This is a genomic window from Clostridium bowmanii (assembly GCF_018861315.1).
GTDB classification, from domain to species: Bacteria; Bacillota; Clostridia; order Clostridiales; family Clostridiaceae; genus Clostridium_AD; species Clostridium_AD bowmanii.
Map to the genome: position 1 here is coordinate 77,298 of NZ_JAHLDL010000006.1, position 20,410 is coordinate 97,707.

The window sequence follows — 20,410 nt, forward strand, 5'->3', positions numbered from 1 at the left end:
TCCAATTCACATTTTTTTATAAGAGGTAAAATTTCTGATCTAAATGTGAAATGGTGTTTCATACCTCACTTTAAGAATATGGGATAATCCACACCATATAAAAATTAAATCTATTTTATAGCTTATTAATAATACTCGCTAAATAGCCTGCTCCAAAGCCGTTGTCAATGTTGACAACACTAACACCGCTAGAACAACTATTTAACATGGATAATAGTGCAGCAAGCCCTTTAAAACTGGCTCCGTAACCTACACTGGTAGGAACGGCTATAACAGGTTTATCTACTAATCCCCCAACTACACTAGTTAAGGCGCCTTCCATTCCTGCCACAGTAATTACTACCTTTGCATGCCTAATAACATCTAGATTTTCAAATAGCCTATGAATACCCGCTACCCCCACATCATAAATTCTTTCCACTCTATTCCCAAAAATCTCTGCTGTAATAGCTGCTTCTTCCGCTACCGGTATATCAGAAGTTCCTCCTGTTACTAATGCTATATACGTACTTTGAAGTTCCACTTCCTTTTTTTTAATTACAATGGTTCTTGCAAGTTCATTGTACTGTGCATCATCACATATTTCTTTTATGCCTTCGTACATTATCTTAGATGCCCTTGTTCCAAGAATATTAACATCCTTAGTGAGCATTAAACTAACTATGCCTTTTATCTGCTGCACTGTCTTTCCCTCACAATATATAACCTCGGGGTACCCAACTCTTAATTCTCTATGATTGTCTATTTTTGCAAATCCTAAATCAGAATATGATAAATCCTTTAGTTTATCTAGGCCATCATCAATAGTTATATCACCGTTTTTTATGGATTTAAGAAATTTCTTCATTTCCTCTGAATTCATATATTTACCACCTTCTTTAATTTAAAATTTCCAAATATTTTTATCTTATATCTTAGATTTCGTTTTTCAGATTCTCATATACTTCTCTTACTGAGATTCCCATATTGTCAGCTATTTTCTTACATTCTTCATACTCTAACTTGCTTTTTATCTTTTTGCCTTTATAATAGGCTTCTTTTACCGTAATATCTCCATAACTAGTGTTAACTTTTGCAAATTTTCTTTCTAGCATAGTTTTATAAACTTTAAAACCTCTTACCCCTAAAGTAGTTGTTTCTTTAAACAATACTTCTTTCATTTTTTCCAATTTATCTTCTTTGGATAGAATACTTATCTTTATGCCAGGCCTTCCCTTTTTCATTATGATTGGTGTCAAATATACATCCAAAGCACCTTCAATAAAAAGTTTATCAATTATGTACTCGTATAGCTCTGGATTCATATCATCTATGTTGCACTCAATAATTTCTTGAAATACTTCTTCTTCTTTTTCTACTTTAAATGCATTAGACAAATTATTTTCTTCTACGAGCATTACTCTTAAAACATTAGGAATTTCAGTATCCCTATTACCTATGCCATAACCTATCTTATTTACAATGAAATTGTTGTTATCTTTAAATTCGCAAACATTGGCTGCTAAGATTGCAGCCCCTGTAGGTGTCGTGGTTTCAAAGGGAACCGCTCCAAGTTTTACTGGAATTCCCTTTAAAATTTCCACAGTAGCAGGCGCTGGAACTGGTATAATTCCATGAGCGCACTTAACAAATCCACCACCAAGCTCGACAGAAGAACTCATTATTTTATGAACATTTAAATGACTTATACAAATGGCAGCTCCTACAATGTCCACAATAGAATCTACTGCGCCTACCTCATGGAAATGAACCTCATATAATGGCTTTCCATGAACTTTTGCCTCAGCTTCTGCAATCTTCAAGAACATTTTTATGCTTAATTCTTTTACTTTAGAACTCAACTTACTAGAATCTATAATTTCTTTAATATCCTTTAGATTTCTATGATCATGATTATTATGGCTTTCATGATTGTGAGAGTGCTCACTCACAATATCCTCAGCATCATCTTGTAATATTACATCTACTTTAGTACCTTCTATCCCTTTTCTGCTATCCCTTGATACTTTTATATCATATCCATTTAAATTTAATTTGCACAATTCTTTTATTAAATATTCTTTATCTATACCTAAATCTAGTAATGCCCCTAAATTCATATCTCCGCTAATTCCTGATAAACAATCATAATAAAGTATTTTCATTTTAATTCGCTCCATTTCTTTTGTATTTATATCATTGTACCAAACAAACAAATATTATAGGACAAATATCTAAAAAAATATGTATTTTTTATCCACAGTGCTTTTTATAGCCTAATAGAATTATGTAAATACCAAAATATAAAAACCCGCTATATAGCGAGTTTTCTTTGGTGGAGATGATGGGGCTCGAACCCACGACCCCTTGAATGCCATTCAAGTACTCTCCCAGCTGAGCTACATCCCCTCATATTAAAATTATTAAGCTGCCTACCCACTCATAAGTCTAATGAATAGACAACTCACTTATCATAAACAAATTAAGTTACCCTCTGATTTTGAAGCATATAATTTTGTCTTTCAACCTCCATATAAACTTTTTCAACATTTTCCCCAAAGCACTTAGAGGATAATGGCTCTATTGCATTATAAGCATTTTTCACCATGGTGGCACATTCTTCTTTATCCATTAAAACTTCATACAATATCCCAGCTAAATCCTCATCATTATAAAAAATTCTTCCATTAGTTTTATCTTGAATTAAATCGTCTAGGTTTTTATCGTACTTTGCTACTACGGGAATTTGTGCTGCCATAGCTTCTGTAAATGTTAATCCCTGTGTTTCAGTCAGTGAGGCCCCAACAAACACGTCTCCCATTTGATAATACCTACCAATTTTTGACCAAGGTTTTTCGCCAGTAAACACCACTGATTTTTCAATATCTAGTTCCAAAACTAAAGCTTCTAGATTTTCTCGCTCTGGTCCATCACCTACAACCAGGAGCTTACAATTCGGTATTTTTACAATTAGTTCCTTCATACTATTTATAATTACATCTACACTTTTTTCTTTTGCGAGCCGCCCAATGAATAATACAACTGGCTCAGTCTCATTTATTCCAAAAGATTTCTTTTCATCTTTGATAAGGTCTTCATCATAATTACTTCTTTCGAAAGGTTCAATGTCAACTCCCGTAGGTATTACATCAATATGTCTTGTTAGCCCATATTCATGCAATGCATCTTTTACCTTCATTGTCGGTACTATTATAGCACTGCAATCTCTACAATATAGTTTACTTACCTTTTTAGCAAATTGCGAAGCAGGCTTAAGCATTATACCACGAGATACATAGTGGATATAGTCTTCGTACATAGTATGATATGTATGAACTACAGGAATATCTAACTTTTTAGCTACTATTCTTCCAAATATACCTATGCTAAATTCCGTTTGTGTATGTATAATATCTAAATCTAATTTTTTTATCTTAATCATAATTTTGCGTGAATATATCATCCCAACTCTTTGAGAAGGTAGAAGGAAAAATGGTATGCTCGGTAATCTCATGATACCTTCCTCTTCATCTACATCTGGGTGGGCAACTGTAATAATAGTTACATTATGTCCAAGTCTAATTAACTCATTTTTCAATATCAAAGTAGACGTAACTACCCCACTTACTTGTGGATAAAAAGCATCAGTAAAAATTCCAATATTCATAATCATCCCCCTTTAAAGGTTATTATTTTAGTAAAATTTTTATTCTAATATTCATCAATAAGTTCTACTTACTCTTTCATAAACGCATAAAACCCAAAAATTATACAAGAATAAAATGTAATTAATCTCCATAACAATATAGCAGCCATTATATTATTAGCTGCAAAAAACAAGCTAAAAAACATATAAAAGGCACCTTCTGCTCCGCCCACGGCTCCTGGTAATGGTATAAAGGCCGTTAGCATCATTACAAAGGCAGTTCCGGCTATCATGCTTTCTATACTTGCACCGCTCATACCAAAACTAAGATAGATAAAATAAGGTATACTGAAAATTATTGTTAGCTGGCATGTTGTATAAATAACAGCTTTAAACATTAAGACACCACTATGTTTTACTATCTCCATATTATCATGGAACTTTTCTAAATTATCATTAATATGCATTTCTAATTTTGTTATATCCTTTACCAATCTAAGTTTATTTAATATTTTAGAAAACGTTATTATCAATTTATGCGTTAATTTACGGTATTTTGAAAATATAATTAGGAATATAATTACACTAGCATTAACTGCAAACCCAACCCCTATTAAATAAAATAGATTGCTCATTCTAGTTTTGAAAAAAGTTGCTTTCCAAAGTATAAGGATTAAGGAATATATAGTTAATACAGATTGATAGATAATAAATTTAATCATCAGCACCGAACCAGAGCTACCAGCTCCTAAATTTTGTTTTATAAGAGCATATAACTGCATTGGCTGACCCCCAGATGCAAAAGGAGTAATTGAATTAAAATATTGCCCAACCATAGTGACTTTAAATGCTTGTCTAAATTTATAATCTTTTTTGATTAAAAATATAATAGTTTGCAAAGTTTTAGCTTCAAAAGCCCAATATAAAATCATAGCAATAACCGCAATTATTATCCATTGAATTTTCAAATTTTTCATTTGATGAATTAAGTCCATCCACCCATTTGTGAAAATAATAAGCAAAACAAATATAACTCCAGATGCTATGCCCAAAATAACATTCAACTTGTAATTTTTCATTGGCTTACCTACCTTTTATCCGACATACCTTTTCATAAAAATCTTTCCACATAGCAAGCACATTATCTCCTGAATAAAAATTGTGCCCTCTTATAGCTTTTTCTTTAGCAACTTCATAATAAGCTGAATCATCTCTCAATTTTTCAATAGCCCTTATGAAACCTTCATTATCATGTTCTTTTAAGTAATAATCAAATAGTATATCTTCATATAGTTCCAAATCTCTTAACAGTATTGGAGTGTGAGTATTCATTGCTTCCAGTATTGACATAGGGAAAAGCTCGTTATAAGATGGCATGAACAGAACATCTGATACATTATATATATCATTCATCAAATCTCTTTCAACTATTCCTGTAAATAAAATATTTTTAGGTGCATGCTCCATTCTATTTTTCAATTCCTTATATCCGTCCGTGATATTTCCAAAAGAAAACCCACCTGCCCAAACAAATTGTACTTCAGGCATTTTTTCTGCTATATCAATAAAATCAATTACACCTTTTCTAGTTTGTATTTGTCCTACTCCAAGTACAACAAAAGCATCCTTTGCGATTTTCAATTTTTTCCTTGCTATGTAATTATCCTCAGCTGAAAGCTTATAGAACTTTTCTTCAGAAACAAAATTAGGAATATATGTTATTTTTTTTCTGTCAATATTGTAGGCCTCAAGCCTAGTTATAAAATTAGGGTTTACTGTAACTAGAAAATCCATACTATTATAAAAGCTTATAATGTATTTATAAAAAACTTTCTTTATCAAATTTGGTAATTTAATACTTCCTTCAATAGTCTCCGGTAAAAAATGCACGTAACCCACCGTTACACCCTTTCTTTTTGCAAAAGGTATGCTTAAATAATGTTTAAAATCAATAGTATGATAATGCATTATTTCGGTTCTTTCTCTTTTATTTATTACAACTTTAAATTCTTTATCTAATCCCTTTTGGACTAAATTTACTTGTTCGAGATAAGCTGACCCGACTCCTTGCCCTTTTACTTTGTCAGCGGAGGACAGCATGTTTATAGTAGGCATAATCGTCACTCCCATCTAAATTAACCTTTTCACTAAGTTTATTGTACTCTACTAATATTAAATACAAATTAATGTTACCTTAAAATTTTCTTAAATTTAACGGATTTATTATAAAAATAAATTTATAATAACACTTTTTTATTAATATTCTTATGGTACCCATAATTTATCATTTAATTAGACATTTAAAATTCATTATATTACCAGTAATATTTTAAGATGAAAAGTAAATAATAAGCTTGTAGTTGTCTAAAAAAAAAATTGGAGGTATTAAATATGATGAATACTACAGATAAACAAATAGAAAGCAACAATCTAAAAGTTATTAAAGATCAATTAGGTTACGAATCATTGCTAAATAAGAAGTTTAGTGAATATGCTTCTCAATGTACTGACCAAAATTTGAAGAATCTTTGTACTGAATCTAGCCAAACACACAAACAAAACTTTAACACCTTAAAAACTTACCTCGACTCTCATCAATAATATATATAAATGGAGGGATATTATATGAACACATGCATGAGTGAAAAAGATTTAATGCAGGATCTGCTTGCTACAGAAAAGCAAGTTATATCTGCTTACAGTACAGGAATAACTGAATCCTCTTGTGAAAATTTGAGAAGTACACTAATGGATAACTTTAAAAACAATCAAACTATTCAATATAAAATATTTGATGCAATGAAACAAAAGGGATGGTATCCTACAAAAGATGCTCCTGATAATGAAGTTCAACAATTAAAAAATGATGCTACCCAAATGTTTACTGAATTAAAATAATATAACATAGTAATGCTTTAATAATTTAAAATGCCTCTAAAATATATAATATGCTAGAGGCATTTTAAAATTATAAAATTTTATTTCCTATATTTTTCGATAGACTTTTTAACTTACACTTTTTATTAAATAAAGCATCTCTCTATTCTATTTTTTATATAAAGTCTTTTGAATTTTAATTTCATTATATAATTGAATCAATATAAAAAAATCCCCGCACGATGAAAATATGAATTATCATAAAGCGGAGACTACTTAACATAGTTATTTATCTAACCCAATCTATATTTCTATGAATTGCGTATATATGTCTGGTACATTTTTAATTTTATTTTGCTCATAGCCTATACAAGCTATAACTAAAAGTATAATTCCTAAAATAAAAAGCATTCCATGAATTTCCATAGCATACCTTCCACCAATTAACGCAAATCGCGACGAAACTGAAAGCGCCAGTAAGTTGTTTATAAAATGTGCAAATATACTTAAGTATATTGACTGCGTTGTTAAATATATAAATCCAATAACCAGGCCTAATAAGAATGCATTTATGCCTTGTGGACTATTAAAGTGCACTACCCCAAACAATAATGCCGATACTACAAGTGCTATAGTTGGATTTATCTTTTTAGCCATTCCTTTTAATAATATTCCTCTGAAAATTATTTCTTCGTATATAGGGGCCACCACAGCAGCACTAAGTATTACGATAACTGGTGAAACGGATATTTCTTCGAAGGCTCCATTTATAATATCCGGCATGGATATCTTACTAACCCACAAAGTTAAACTGTTATCAAATATCAGACGAAATGCTATAATCATGATGGCTGCAAAAACAAAACTCATTGAATTCAGGTGGTATTTAAGTTTTTGCTCATTTCTAGAATTACTAAGCCACTTGAGTAAAATAATAATAACATAATATTTAACAAGTATACCTGCAACAAAAACTACATATGGCATAGCTTTTTCAAATCTCCCAGAAAATAAATTCAAAAATTCTTGAGGTACTTGTCCCAATCCCTCCAACAAAATTGATAGACTTATTACAAGAAACCCTTTAATGATTCCCATTTTCTTAATATTTATGGATCCATTTTCTATGTTTCTTAAGAATCTCATTCTATCACACTTTCTAATTTATTATATTCTTTTATCGACTTAATACCCCCATTACTATTTACCTCAATAATTGATATTCTCTATACTCTATGCTTTCCACTCAAACTATATATCTCTATTTTAACTAGCGTAACTTTTTCCTTTGCTCTATCTATATACAACTGTCCCGCTTCCATAAATTCAGGGCTATATTTTCTAATAAACTCCATTAGTGGCTCATATTTTTCTTCCTCCAGAAGCACAATTGCATGGCCAAATGCTATTACACTTTCATACTCCGTACTAAACTGCTCTTGTAAAACTTTAGTTTTCCCAACTACTGTAAAACTCACCTTATCATTCACACTAATATTATCTAGTTTAGTTCCAACCCCTGCACAATGAAAATATATATTTTTATCTATAATCACATAACTTAGTGGTATTCCATAAGGTTGATTATCTTCTCCACAAGTAGAGAGTATACCATATTCACCCTTCTCTAAAAGGTCCATAACTTCCATATCATTCATTTTTCTCTCAATTCTTCTCATTGTTTTCATAGTAATCTCACTATCCTTTCTAATATTATATTTTTAAGTGTAACATAACCTTCATACAATAATCTATGAACTTAATGGCAATTTTAATTGTATATAATCCCTATTATAAGGCGATTCAAAGTATTTAATTCCATAAAAAAATCTATCTTTCTAAATATTGTTAAAATCAATATCTAGAAACACAGATTCCAACTCAATTATTTATTTTCCTATAAACTGTTGAGTCCAATAAATAGTTCCACTTGCATCTTTTGCCACTCCAACTCCTATTTCAGTAAAATTTCCACTCAAAATATTAGCTTTGTGTCCTGGCGAATTCATCCAAGAACTCATTACTGAAGCTGCATTTTGTTGACCCATTGCAATGTTTTCGCCAGCTGCCTTATATCCTATACCAAAATTTTTCAACATGTCGAAAGGTGATCCATAAGTTGGTGATGTATGCGAAAAATAGTTTTTGTCTACCATATCTTGTGACTTATATCTAGCTACCCTGGAAAGTTCCCAATTATCTTTTAAGGGAGCTAGTCCTATTTTTGCTCTTTCCTGATTAACTAAGATTACTACTTCTTTTTCTAATTTATTATCTTCAGATACATTTGGTATTTTTATTATTTGGCTGATGCTTATTTGGTCGGGATTTTTTATCTGAGGGTTAGCAGCTAAAACCTCTGAAACTCCAACTTGATACTTAACGCATATTTTCCACAAATAGTCCCCTGCCTTAACTGTGTAATTTAGAGTATTTGCAGCATACACTGCTGAACTTATTCCTGTTGTTACTAAAATACCTAAAGTTAATATTAATATTCTTAATGTTTTCTTCATCCTTTGTTCCTCCCCTTTTTTATATAAATATAAAAATTCCAGTTTTTATTTGCATGTTCATTTTATCATGCTAAGGAGTATTTTAGTTTTTTTATTACTGGGACGTTTGGTCTTATATGTGTTAAATTCTAAATATAAACAATTATTTTTTATCCATTAACCCATTTCACAAAAAAAAATCTATGCCTCTCATATTGTAAAAATGCAATATAAGACACACAGATCAATATTAAATTATTATTTTCCTATAAACTGTTGAGTCCAATAAATAGTTCCACTTGCATCTTTTGCTACTCCGACTCCTATTTCAGTGAAATTTGCACTTAAAATATTAGCTTTATGTCCAGGAGAGTTCATCCAACCCTTCATTACTGAAGCTGCAGTAGGTTGTCCCATTGCAATGTTTTCACCAGCTGCCGTATATGTTATACCAAACTTTTTCATCATATCAAATGGTGAACCATAAGTTGGTGATGTATGAGAAAAATAATTATTATCTCTCATATCCTCAGACTTAGTTCTCGCTACATTTGAAAGTGCCGAATTAGCCTTTAAAGGAGCTAGTCCTAGTTTTGCTCTTTCTTGATTAACTAGTGTTATTACTTCATTTTCTAATTTGTTATTCTCAGTTAAGTTTGCTGCTGGTGCTGTTGTTTTTGCTGGAGTTGCCTTCGCAGGTGTTGCCTTCGCAGGTGTTGCCTTCGCAGGTGTTGCCTTTGCAGGTGTTGCCTTTGCAGGTGTTGCCTTTGCAGGTGTTGTATTGCAAGGACTAGTTTCCTCAGGTTTAACAGCTGAACATTCTTTAGCTGTTAAACACTTTGAAGCATCAACACCATACTTAGCACATATTTCCTTTAAACTCTTTTCTGGGTTAACTGTGCAATTAATTGTGCTACAGTCCTTAGCATTCACCACTTTATAGTTTGGTGTATTACAATCTGCAGCAAATACCGTTGAACTTATTCCTGTTGATACCAAAATACCTAAAGTTAATATTAATGGTCTTAAAGTTTTCTTCATTTTATGTACCTCACCTTCATAATTTTAATATACAAAGCAAGTTTTTCACTTTGCATTCATATACTATCATCTAAATGGAAGTTTTGCATATTTTATTCATGGTTATTTTGTAATATTTTGTGGTAATTAAATGAATTTTTAGTTAATATGTCGTTTTTTTTAAATTAATTAATCTTCAGTAGAAATAAGTTGGAGTATGCTGTTCATGTAATGACCGCCTTTTGTAATCAAAATGTATAAAATCGTAATTCCATACTATGTTTTCACAAAATTTATATCTTTTACCCATAAACAAAATCAACAACTCCTACCAACAATTACTATTTTTTAAAAAGAAATACCCCTAACTTATAGATCATGTTGTTTTTCCAAATAATTTTTGAATTTCCACTTCTGTAAGGAATCGATGCTGACCTTTTTTCAATGATTCATCTAACATTAATCCTCCAATAGAAATCCTCTTTAAATATATCACATAACAGCCTACAGCCTTTAACATACGCTTCACTTGGTGCTTCCGACCCTCTGAAATAGTAATATATCCAGAGACAACTGATTGGTTATAATTGTTTGAATCTATATTGCATAAATTTTCAATAGGCATCTCATGTTTAAATTCTTTATAAATCCCACATTTTTGCACTTCTATTTTTGCAGGTTTTGTTATCATTTCATCTTTCCCCATGTAAATTCCTTTCCCTAATTGTTCCTTGTGATGCTCATCTAAAGAACCCAAAGCCCAAAAAAAATAAGTTTTTTCCACATGCTTTTGTGGGTACATTAGTTGATGTTCAAATTCACCATCATTGGTAAGGAGCAATAATCCTTCTGTATCTTTGTCTAACCTTCCAACATGAAATACCCCGTTCATGTTAACATCATCAAAAAAATCAAATACTGTTTTATTAACTGTATCCACTCTTGCAGTAATGTAACCCCTAGGTTTATTAAACATATAATATACTTTTCCAGTATAAACAACCACTTTACCAAGATACTCAACAACATCAGAACTTGCGTTAATTTCTATGGCAGGTTCTGTTATCACGTCTCCATTTACCTTAACCATACCTTCTTTGATATAAGTCCTAACCTTTTTTCTCCTTCCAATGTCTGATTCTGCTAAAAATTTATCTAATCTCATGTCTCACCACTTCTCTTCCTTTGAAAAAATATTTTATGCCCTCTTACTAAGTAAGTTTTCCAAGCCTTTCTAAACTAAAAAAAACACAACATATAAGCCACACAACTTATACATCATGTTATTCTTTACAACTATTTCAAATTAAACTTAGCAAAAGCCTCCGCCATAGCCGAATTATCAGAACTTACAGGTTCCTCTTTCTTATTTTGCTGATTTAAAAATCTACTAACATCTTTTTTATCTAAAGCACCCTTTTCTTTATCGCGGCGCTTAGTAAACGCTGAAAGTTTTTCCCTATAGCCACAACCACAAGCGAAAATCTTATTGTCTCCATCGCCTCTAATTTCCATTTTCTTGTGACAAGTAGGGCAACGTGCATTTGAAACTTGTGATACACCTTTACGATATCCACATTCTCTATCTGGACATACTAGCATTTTACCCCTTTTGCCGTTAACCTCAAGAAGATACTTACTACACTCAGGACATTTAACTCTTGTAGCATTATCATGCTTGTATATTTCCGAGGAATTTACTACGTTCTTCACAAGCTTTGAAGCATAATCTCTCATCTCTTTTACGAAATTCATAGAACTCGCTTTTCCTTTGCTTACAAGTTGAAGCTGTTTCTCCCACTTAGCAGTAAGCTCTGGAGATTTTAATTCCTCTGGAACCAAACCTATTAATTGTATTCCTTTTGAAGTTGGGAAAATATCTTTACCTCTTCTCTCCATATAAAAGATGCTAAATAATTTTTCAATTATATCTGCACGAGTGGCGGAAGTTCCAAGCCCCGAGGTGTTATCCAAAGCTTCCCTTAAACTCTCATCTTGTATATCTTTGCCTGGATGCTCCATAGCGGTGAGTAAGGTCGCTTCATTATATCTTGCTGGTGGCTTCGTCTTTTCATTTACGGACCTTACCAAAGTAAGTTTAATAGCTTCCCCTTTATTTATAGGTGGAAGAGATTGATCTTTATCTTCCCCATCATCTGAACTGCTTATTTCTCTCCAACCCTTTGATTTAACTGTTTTTCCTTTTGCAGAAAAGCTTTCACCTTTTACCTCTATTTTTACAGTAGTTTGCTCATACTCGAAAGCTGGACTTAAGACTTCTAAAAATCTTTTTACAACTAAGTCATAAATAGTCCTTTCTTCTCTGTTTAAGCTAGATAAATCTACATGCTGCTCAGTAGGAATTATAGCATGATGATCCGATACCTTACTATTATCCACAAGTCTACTTGTAGTATGAATTCTATTTTTTATTATATTTCTAGCAGCTTTTTCATATGGTCCTATAGCTATACTCTTTAATCTATCCATAAGTGTTGCCACTATATCTGTAGTAATATGTCTTGAGTCTGTTCTTGGATATGATAATATCTTATGGTTTTCATATAATCTCTGCATTAAATTAAGGGTTTGCTTTGCAGAATACCCAAATTTTCTATTTGCGTCCCTTTGAAGCTCTGTTAAATCATATGCAAGTGGTGGAAGTTCTTTTTTAGAGGCTTTATTTACTTCTACTACTGTACCCATTTGATTGTTCACTTTTACAACTACATCCTCTGCCTTTTGCTTGTCAAAGCTACGCGATTCTCCATTCTTACTTGACCAATGCACTGTAAAATTATTCACCTTACCATTTACAGTCCAGTAATCTTTTCCAATGAATTTCTTTATTTCATTTTCTCTATCAACGATAAGTGCTAAGGTTGGTGTTTGAACTCTTCCCGCTGATAATTGAGCATTATATTTACAAGTTAGGGCCCTAGTGACATTAAGACCTATAAGCCAATCTGCCTCTGCTCTTGATTGAGCTGCCCAAAATAGATTTTCATAATCTCTTCCAGGTTTTAGATTGGCAAATCCGTCTTTTATTGCTTTTTCAGTTTGTGAGGATATCCATAACCTCTTTATAGGCTTTTTAAATCCTGCTTTTTGAATGATCCAACGTGCAACCAGTTCCCCTTCACGCCCGGCATCTGTTGCTATAACTAGCTCATCCACGTCAGCTCTTTTAAGAAGTTCATGCACAACTTTATATTGCTTTGAGGTTTCTTTAATAATCACAAGTTTTAAATCCTTAGGTAGCATTGGAAGATCTTCTATTCTCCAACTTTTATATTTTTGATCATAATCCTCTGGACCCGCTAGTGTAACAAGATGTCCTAGTGCCCAAGTTACTATATACTTTTGCCCCATTAAATACCCGTTTCCGCCTTGACTACAATTTAAGACTTTTGCAAGTTCTTTTCCAACAGAGGGCTTTTCTGCTAAAACTAATATTTTTCCCATATGTAAAACTTCCTCTCAAATATATCTAGTGTATACTATTATACACTAGTTTATTTTAATATTAAATTATAAGCTACATACATATATGTTGCCTATAATTTAATATTATTTGTCTTAATAATTATTTTTTCTTATTAGAGTATGTAGTAGTTTTCTTTTCTGCCATGAAAACATAATAACCATCAATTTCGCTTATCTTCACACCACCAAAAATTGAAATCAACTTATTTTTATACCAATCTTTTCTTTTAGTAACCATAAACATTTTTCCACCAACCTCTAATCTATTAAATCCTTTTTCAATGAATTCCTTTGGAACAGAAAAATCCACATGGTATGGAGGATTAGAAAGAATTAAATTAAATTCCTTATCATCCATGTTTTTAAATCCATCACTTTGATATAGCTTAACTCCTTCAACATCATTTAATGTAATGTTTTCGCTTGCAAGTTTTACCGCTGCGACATCTATATCAGTCATAACTACATTTGTTGCTCCTACTATTTTTGCAGCTAATATTCCAACTATACCATAACCACAACCCAAATCTAATACTTTATCATCAGCCTTAAATTCAACAGTTGATAACATTGCTAAAGTACCTTTATCAACATTTTGAGGTGAAAATACCTCATTTGATGTATTAAATTTCATATCAATTTCTTTTATATTTACATCTAACATAATTATCCCTCCAAAGTTCTTCTTAAATTAAATTAAAAATTATAACAACATATTCTTGTATATATTTAAATACTACTTATTATTATAACAAAAATATCGATAAAGTGCTTTTTATTCTCATAAATGATATAATATTCAGAGTATATTTAAAAATTTTAAAATGAATTTAGAGGTAATTAAATGAATTATATAGTATTTGATTTAGAATTTAATCAAGGTTACAACTTTGGAGTGGAAAGTGAAAATATAATAAACCCTAAATGTCCTTTCGAAATAATTCAGATAGGTGCGATAAAGCTAAATGAGAATTTTGAGAAAATTTCAACTCTTGATATATTAATAAAACCTGAAATATATACTACTCTTAATCCTTTTGTAAAAAACATTACCGGACTAACAATGGATGAATTGGATAAAGGTAAATCCTTCAAAGAAATGTATAGTGAATTTATGCAGTTTATTCAACCTGCCCACTGTGTGCTATGCGTCTGGGGAGCCGCAGACATAAAAGAATTATTTCGTAATATAGAATATCACGGATTAGATGCGGCCACCGTGCCCACAGAATACATAAATATTCAATCCTATGCTTCTAAGGCGCTTAATTGCAAAAGAGGGATTAACATTGGTCTAAGTAATGCAGCCCAATTGCTAGATATACCCATTGAAAGTCAATTACATAATGCTTTTAATGATGCCTACTATACCGCAGAGGTTTTCAAAATAATTTATAGCAATGAAATTAAAATTAAGGTGTATGATCTTTATAACCACAAAGACTTAAAGAGATCTAGTAGTGAAAATCACAAAATCGATTTGTATAATTTAATGAAACAATTCGAAAAAATGTTTAAAAGACAAATGACTGAGGACGAACAATTTATAATTAAGTTAGCTTATATTATGGGTAAAACAAATCAATTTCAAATTAAAATCGGTTCTCCAACCACATCAAAAAAATAATATCAGCATAGAAGGTACCTTCTATGCTGATATTTAGAATACTTATTATTCTTCTGTTTCTTCCTCAGGTTTAACAAACTCTAACTCAGCCGTTTTATTTTCTAAATTAGCTTTTCTGTTATCTAATGTATTAAGATTTATAGGGTGAGTAACCATATCTTCAGTTGTACTCATTATAAATCTGTTCAAATAAATTTTTCCTTCAGGAGTGTTTGCTACAGCATAAGGCTCTGTTTCTTTCTTAAATAAAACCCAAGTATAGCCATTATTAACTACTCTATTTAAATCTTCTTTATCAATGAACGTCCTTGATTTTTCTTTACCATATCTGTCCCTTAATATTACAGCAACAGTTTCTTCATCTAATTCTTCATAATCATTAACTGCATTTTGATTATATACTTCTAAGTTAGATTTTCTGTTATCTAGAGAATCTCCATTAATATGTCTTACTGGTGCTTTAGGATGAACATCTAAGATAAAAGATTGAAGACTTTGCTTTCTTCTATATTTTTTTTCTTCGATGTAATAACTACTTAAGTTTTGTGCTAAGTAATTATTAAGATCTTTATTCCATTCTGCAAACCAAAGACCTTTTTCTAATACCTTTTGTAAATCCTGCGTATCTATTTTACCATCAACAGTTGTACCATCTTTTTTAACTAGTTTTAAAATAGTAACTTCTTCAAGTGTTTGGTGTTTGTTTGATTTAATTTCAACTTTAGTCGCTTCTGTTTTATTTTCCTTATTTATAATAGGACACCTCTTTCTTCAATTTAGGCATCTTTGAAAAAATAAGCAGTCAGCATGCTAGCCTATTTTTTTCATATGCCTTAATGGGATTTAAAATTATATATAACTTTAATATTTCCCTATTTTTTTTAATAACAACTCAATTTTCTCTAGAACACACATGTTTATTTTACTACATTATTTTAATTATACCACATTCCTAAGTATAATAGCTCTTATTTTTTCAATAAACTTAATATTTTTTTAAATATTATTAAAACCTATATTATAAATATTTTCTTTCCTTTTGGGTTAAACTTCTTAGTAGATACATGAAGGAGGGAATACTATGTCAAAAATTAGCTGTAGTGTAGAGAACTGCTCCCATAATAACAAAAACACATGTTATGCTAACATAATTAATGTTGGTGGTACAAGCGCAAAAAAAGATTCTGACACTTGTTGTGCTTCTTTTTTAGATTCCAGGGTTTATAGCGATTTTACAAATAATATTAACGAGAATGGTAATGAATGTGACGCAATTACCTGTATTGTTGGCACTTGCACCTATAACTCTAATAATCACTGTAATGCTAATTCCATAGATGTCAGTGGCAAAAATGTTAATCTTTACTCAGAAACTAACTGCTTAACATTTAAACCAGACTAAGCAAATTATTTTCAAGTTTATACATTCCACAATTCAGATACCTCTTTCTCTGTAAGGTAACGCCACATTCCACCCTCTAACTCATCAATTTTTATATTGATGATTCGTATTCTCTCCAGTCTTACAACTTTGTATCCAAATGCACTGCTCATTCTGCGAATTTGTTTATTCAGTCCTTGAGTAAGAATAATACTAAAAGTATCTTCGGTTAATCTACTAACATCGCAAGGTCTTGTTGTAACACTACAAATACTGACTCCTTCAGACATTCCTTTCATAAAACAGTCATCAAAAGGCTTATTCAGAGTTACTATATATTCTTTCTCATGCTCATTTTCCGATTCTAAAATTTTATTTGCAAGTTCTCCATCATTTGTCATTAGTATTAGCCCTTGTGAGGCTTTGTCCAGTCTACCAACTGGGAAAATATATTCTGGATAATTCATAAAACTAATTATATTGCTTTCCACGCTCTTTTCTGCAGTGCAGGTAATTCCTACTGGTTTATTTAATGCAATATAAATTTTATCCTTCACCGGTATGGGCTTATTATCAATAAGAATAGTATCCTCTTCTTCCACCCACTGCCCAGGTATGCACAATTTCCCATTTACTATTATTCTATTTTTCGCAATAAATCTATTGGCATCTGTTCTGGAACAAATACCATGGTTGCTAAGAAGTTTATTTATTCTCATAAAATATCTCTATCCTTTCACTTAAAAACCTACTGTAATGGATTATTTAAAATTAGTGTAATATTGTAAAAATACTTTGTCAATAGAATTCATAACCTAATAATTCATTAACAACAAAATGCTACAAGCTTCTTTAAAATAGTACGTAAAAAGGTATTATAAATTAAAATTATTACACCTTTTTTTGTAACTATTAAATAATACATATTTATTTACCCATTTTATCAATAACAGCTTCCGCAAACTCTTGAGTTCCAGTAGTACCACCTAAATCACAAGTTAAGTATTTTCCTTCTTTTAAAACAGCTTCCACAGCTTTCTCTATTTTATCTGCGGCTTCCGCTTCTCCTATATATCTTAGCATCATAACAGCAGATAAAATGCAGGCAGTAGGATTTGCTATGTTGGTGCCAGCTATATCTGGAGCAGATCCATGAGCGGGCTCAAAAACTGCACCTTCTTCTCCGATATTTGCACCTGGAACTAATCCAAGCCCTCCAATTAGACCTGCTGCCATATCTGATAAAATATCGCCATATAGATTAGGCATTACAAGTACATCATATTTTTCTGGATTCATAACAAGCTTCATGCTCATTGCATCAACTATAACATCTCCAAAGTCTATTTCACTGTGCATGGTCGCTATATTTCTTGCACATCTTAAGAATAATCCATCGGATAACTTCATAATATTTGCTTTATGGACCGCTATAACCTGTTTTCTATTCTGCTCTTTTGCTATTTTAAAAGCATATTCAACTATCCTATCACTAGCTTTCTTACTTATTATCTTTATACTCTCTGCAATATCCTCTGTAATCATATGCTCTATTCCCGCATATAGATCTTCACTGTTTTCTCTCACTATTATTAAGTCTACATTTTCATATCTTGAGGTCACCCCTTGAAATGTTTTTATAGGCCTTATATTAGCATAAAGATTTAATTCCTGTCTTAATGTAACATTAACACTTTTAAACCCCATACCAACTGGTGTTGTTACAGGTCCTTTAAGTGCAACTTTATTTTTTTTAATGCTTTCTAAAACATAGGAAGGTATAGGAGTATTGAATTCCTCTATAACCTCTGCGCCCATTCGTACTATTTCCCAATTAATGCAAACACCACTGTTTTCTATTACTTTAACGGCAGCAGAAATTACTTCTGGTCCGATTCCGTCTCCAGGTATAAGTGTAATATTATGTTCCATGCTTCTACTCGCCATCCTTTTTCTTGTTTTTCATAAGATTTATTAATCCGCCAAATATAAGCATGTCTTGTTCTCTCATGGTTACTTCAGGTAGGGTATTATACTCAGATCCTTTTGTTATATTTTTTACAATAACTATGCCTTTTCTAATCTGATTTGCAACATCTTCTATGATTAATTCATCCATGAATGATATATCTTCATAATCATTCACATCAATAAATACCAATGGAATTATAGCATTATTAATTAAATTAGCTTTATGGATTCTTGCAAAAGATTTCGCTATAACCGCCTTAACACCTAAGTAAAGAGGTGCCAGCGCAGCATGTTCCCTACTTGATCCTTGCCCATAATTTGCTCCTGCAACTATAATACCGCCACCCTGCTCCTTAGCCTTAGATGGAAAATTCTCATCACAGGGAGTTAAACAAAATTCTGATAAATAAGGAATATTGGATCTAAATGGAAGTAGTTTAGCATTAGATGGCATTATGTCATCTGTTGTAATGTTATCTCCTAACTTAGTTAAAACTTTTCCCTGCACATTTTCTTTTAATTCTTCTGCTTTAGGGAATGGCTTTATATTCGGTCCTCTTTTTACTTCTATATCTTTACCATCCTCTGCTGGATTTATTATTAAATTATCATTAACCGTAAATTTTTCAGGCATATCCACTTTAATAGCTTCTCCCAGTTCTCTTGGGTCCGTTATATATCCTGTAAGTGCAGATGCCACCGCCACTTCTGGACTCACAATATAAACATTAGCAGACACCGTTCCAGATCTACCTTTAAAGTTTCTATTAAAAGTTCTTAAAGATACCGCATCCGTTGAAGGTGCTTGACCCATTCCTATGCATGGGCCACAGGCACTTTCTAAGATTCTTGCACCAGCATCAATCATATCAGAAAGTCCACCCTCTTTAGAAAGCATACTCAAAACCTGTTTGGAACCTGGCGCTATAGAAAGTGATATCTCTTCTGGTATAGTTTTACCCTTAAGTATTTTTGAAACTTTCATCATATCTACATAAGAAGAATTAGTGCAGCTTCCTATTAATACTTGGTCTACTTTCATGTCTTTTAGTGAAGATACAAGAACTACCTTATCAGGACTATGAGGGCAAGCCACAAGAGGCTGAATTTTGCACAAATCTATTCGAATTATCTCATCATATACTGCTCCCTTATCTGCTTTAAGCTCTACGTAATCACTTTGTCTACCCTGAGCCTTTAGAAACTCGTAGGTTATCTCATCACTGGGGAATATTGAAGTAGTGGCTCCAAGCTCTGCACCCATATTTGTAATAGTTGCTCTTTCTGGTACACTTAAGGTTTTCAGGCCGTCTCCACCATATTCAAATATTTTATTAACCCCACCTTTTACTGTTAATCTTCTTAATAATTCTAATATAATGTCTTTAGCTGAAACCCAAGGGCTAAGTTTCCCTACTAGATCTACCTTTACAATTTTAGGCATTGTAATATAATATTCTCCACCGCCCATAGCAACGGCTACATCTAGTCCTCCCGCCCCTACAGCAATCATCCCTATTCCACCACCTGTAGGAGTATGGCTATCGGAACCAAGTAGTGTTTCTCCTGGAACTCCAAATCTTTCTAAATGAACTTGATGGCAAATACCATTACCTGGTTTAGAAAAATATATACCGTGCTTTTTCGCAACTGTCTGTATATATAAATGATCATCTGCATTTTCAGGACCCGTTTGCAGAATATTATGGTCTATATATGCCACAGATCTTTTGGTTTTAACCTTATCAATTCCCATAGCTTCAAATTGAATATAAGCCATTGTACCTGTAGAATCTTGAGTTAGTGTTTGATCTATTTTAATTGCGATTTCACTACCCGTAATCATTTCGCCCTTTACTAAATGAGCCTTAATTATCTTTTGCGTAGCATTATACACCATTATATCCCTCCGTCTTTTTTTATTATAT

At 31.9% G+C, this 20,410-nt stretch carries 20 protein-coding genes and 1 tRNA gene; 4 read left to right on the forward strand and 17 right to left on the reverse strand.

Translation table 11 applies throughout. From position 1 onward, the window contains the following. Positions 1-115: 115 nt before the first annotated feature. From larB to KPL51_RS05740, 6 genes are all read right to left on the reverse strand, one after another. Positions 116-862 (reverse strand): nickel pincer cofactor biosynthesis protein LarB, encoded by a 747-nt coding sequence (gene larB, locus KPL51_RS05715; RefSeq protein WP_216158351.1) that lies wholly within the window; start codon positions 860-862, stop codon positions 116-118. 52 nt (positions 863-914) lie between these two features. After that, positions 915-2,144, reverse strand: a complete 1,230-nt coding sequence (gene larC / locus KPL51_RS05720; RefSeq protein ID WP_216158353.1) for a nickel pincer cofactor biosynthesis protein LarC — start codon at positions 2,142-2,144, stop codon at positions 915-917. A gap of 168 nt (positions 2,145-2,312) precedes the next feature. Next, a tRNA-Ala gene (locus tag KPL51_RS05725) sits at positions 2,313-2,388 on the reverse strand. 73 nt (positions 2,389-2,461) lie between these two features. After that, entirely contained in the window at positions 2,462-3,646 is a 1,185-nt protein-coding gene (locus KPL51_RS05730) for a glycosyltransferase family 4 protein (protein WP_216158355.1), read from the reverse strand. 68 nt (positions 3,647-3,714) lie between these two features. Next, positions 3,715-4,704 (reverse strand): lysylphosphatidylglycerol synthase transmembrane domain-containing protein, encoded by a 990-nt coding sequence (locus KPL51_RS05735; protein ID WP_216158357.1) that lies wholly within the window; start codon positions 4,702-4,704, stop codon positions 3,715-3,717. A gap of 4 nt (positions 4,705-4,708) precedes the next feature. Then, positions 4,709-5,740, reverse strand: coding sequence for a glycosyltransferase family 4 protein (locus KPL51_RS05740; RefSeq protein WP_216158359.1), 1,032 nt, complete (start codon positions 5,738-5,740; stop codon positions 4,709-4,711). A 279-nt stretch (positions 5,741-6,019) separates the two neighbouring features. On the opposite strand from KPL51_RS05740, the gene KPL51_RS05745 reads away from it, so the two are divergent. Together KPL51_RS05745 and KPL51_RS05750 are read left to right on the forward strand one after the other, a co-directional pair. Next, positions 6,020-6,226, forward strand: coding sequence for a hypothetical protein (locus KPL51_RS05745; protein ID WP_216158514.1), 207 nt, complete (start codon positions 6,020-6,022; stop codon positions 6,224-6,226). A 24-nt stretch (positions 6,227-6,250) separates the two neighbouring features. After that, positions 6,251-6,523: a spore coat protein gene (locus KPL51_RS05750; protein ID WP_376770076.1), complete on the forward strand. Its 273-nt coding sequence runs from the start codon at positions 6,251-6,253 to the stop codon at positions 6,521-6,523. A 282-nt stretch (positions 6,524-6,805) separates the two neighbouring features. Here the strand turns inward: KPL51_RS05750 and KPL51_RS05755 are convergent, their stop codons facing one another. The 7 genes from KPL51_RS05755 to KPL51_RS05785 form a co-directional block, all read right to left on the reverse strand. Continuing rightward, positions 6,806-7,648, reverse strand: a complete 843-nt coding sequence (locus tag KPL51_RS05755; RefSeq protein ID WP_216158361.1) for a CPBP family intramembrane glutamic endopeptidase — start codon at positions 7,646-7,648, stop codon at positions 6,806-6,808. Between the two features lie 80 nt (positions 7,649-7,728). After that, positions 7,729-8,190 carry a pyridoxamine 5'-phosphate oxidase family protein gene (locus tag KPL51_RS05760; RefSeq protein ID WP_216158364.1) on the reverse strand — a complete coding sequence of 154 codons (462 nt, stop codon included), beginning with the start codon at positions 8,188-8,190 and terminating at the stop codon, positions 7,729-7,731. A 201-nt stretch (positions 8,191-8,391) separates the two neighbouring features. Next, positions 8,392-9,018 carry a CAP domain-containing protein gene (locus tag KPL51_RS05765; RefSeq protein ID WP_216158366.1) on the reverse strand — a complete coding sequence of 209 codons (627 nt, stop codon included), beginning with the start codon at positions 9,016-9,018 and terminating at the stop codon, positions 8,392-8,394. 237 nt (positions 9,019-9,255) lie between these two features. Then, positions 9,256-10,038: a CAP domain-containing protein gene (locus KPL51_RS05770; protein WP_216158368.1), complete on the reverse strand. Its 783-nt coding sequence runs from the start codon at positions 10,036-10,038 to the stop codon at positions 9,256-9,258. Between the two features lie 355 nt (positions 10,039-10,393). Beyond that, a complete protein-coding gene (locus KPL51_RS05775; protein WP_216158370.1) occupies positions 10,394-11,182 on the reverse strand; it encodes a pseudouridine synthase in 789 nt (262 codons plus the stop codon). 131 nt (positions 11,183-11,313) lie between these two features. Continuing rightward, positions 11,314-13,482, reverse strand: a complete 2,169-nt coding sequence (locus tag KPL51_RS05780; protein ID WP_216158372.1) for a DNA topoisomerase III — start codon at positions 13,480-13,482, stop codon at positions 11,314-11,316. A 121-nt stretch (positions 13,483-13,603) separates the two neighbouring features. Beyond that, a complete protein-coding gene (locus tag KPL51_RS05785) occupies positions 13,604-14,167 on the reverse strand; it encodes a class I SAM-dependent methyltransferase (protein ID WP_216158374.1) in 564 nt (187 codons plus the stop codon). A 180-nt stretch (positions 14,168-14,347) separates the two neighbouring features. On the opposite strand from KPL51_RS05785, the gene KPL51_RS05790 reads away from it, so the two are divergent. After that, on the forward strand, positions 14,348-15,130 hold the full coding sequence (locus KPL51_RS05790) for a 3'-5' exonuclease (RefSeq protein ID WP_216158376.1): 783 nt from the start codon (positions 14,348-14,350) through the stop codon (positions 15,128-15,130). 45 nt (positions 15,131-15,175) lie between these two features. On the opposite strand, the gene KPL51_RS23380 is transcribed toward KPL51_RS05790, so the two are convergent. After that, the gene (locus tag KPL51_RS23380) at positions 15,176-15,319 is read right to left on the reverse strand and encodes a hypothetical protein (RefSeq protein WP_224853915.1); all 144 of its coding nucleotides are present in this window, start codon (positions 15,317-15,319) and stop codon (positions 15,176-15,178) included. Between the two features lie 892 nt (positions 15,320-16,211). Here KPL51_RS23380 and KPL51_RS05800 point away from each other — a divergent pair. After that, a complete protein-coding gene (locus KPL51_RS05800; protein WP_216158378.1) occupies positions 16,212-16,532 on the forward strand; it encodes a DUF1540 domain-containing protein in 321 nt (106 codons plus the stop codon). Between the two features lie 17 nt (positions 16,533-16,549). Here the strand turns inward: KPL51_RS05800 and KPL51_RS05805 are convergent, their stop codons facing one another. The 3 genes from KPL51_RS05805 to KPL51_RS05815 all read right to left on the reverse strand — a co-directional run bounded on the left by KPL51_RS05805 (position 16,550) and on the right by KPL51_RS05815 (position 20,382). Next, positions 16,550-17,230 carry a pseudouridine synthase gene (locus KPL51_RS05805; RefSeq protein WP_216158380.1) on the reverse strand — a complete coding sequence of 227 codons (681 nt, stop codon included), beginning with the start codon at positions 17,228-17,230 and terminating at the stop codon, positions 16,550-16,552. Between the two features lie 208 nt (positions 17,231-17,438). After that, the gene (locus tag KPL51_RS05810; protein WP_216158382.1) at positions 17,439-18,443 is read right to left on the reverse strand and encodes an isocitrate/isopropylmalate dehydrogenase family protein; all 1,005 of its coding nucleotides are present in this window, start codon (positions 18,441-18,443) and stop codon (positions 17,439-17,441) included. A 4-nt stretch (positions 18,444-18,447) separates the two neighbouring features. Next, positions 18,448-20,382, reverse strand: a complete 1,935-nt coding sequence (locus tag KPL51_RS05815; RefSeq protein WP_216158384.1) for an aconitate hydratase — start codon at positions 20,380-20,382, stop codon at positions 18,448-18,450. Positions 20,383-20,410: the final 28 nt, after the last annotated feature.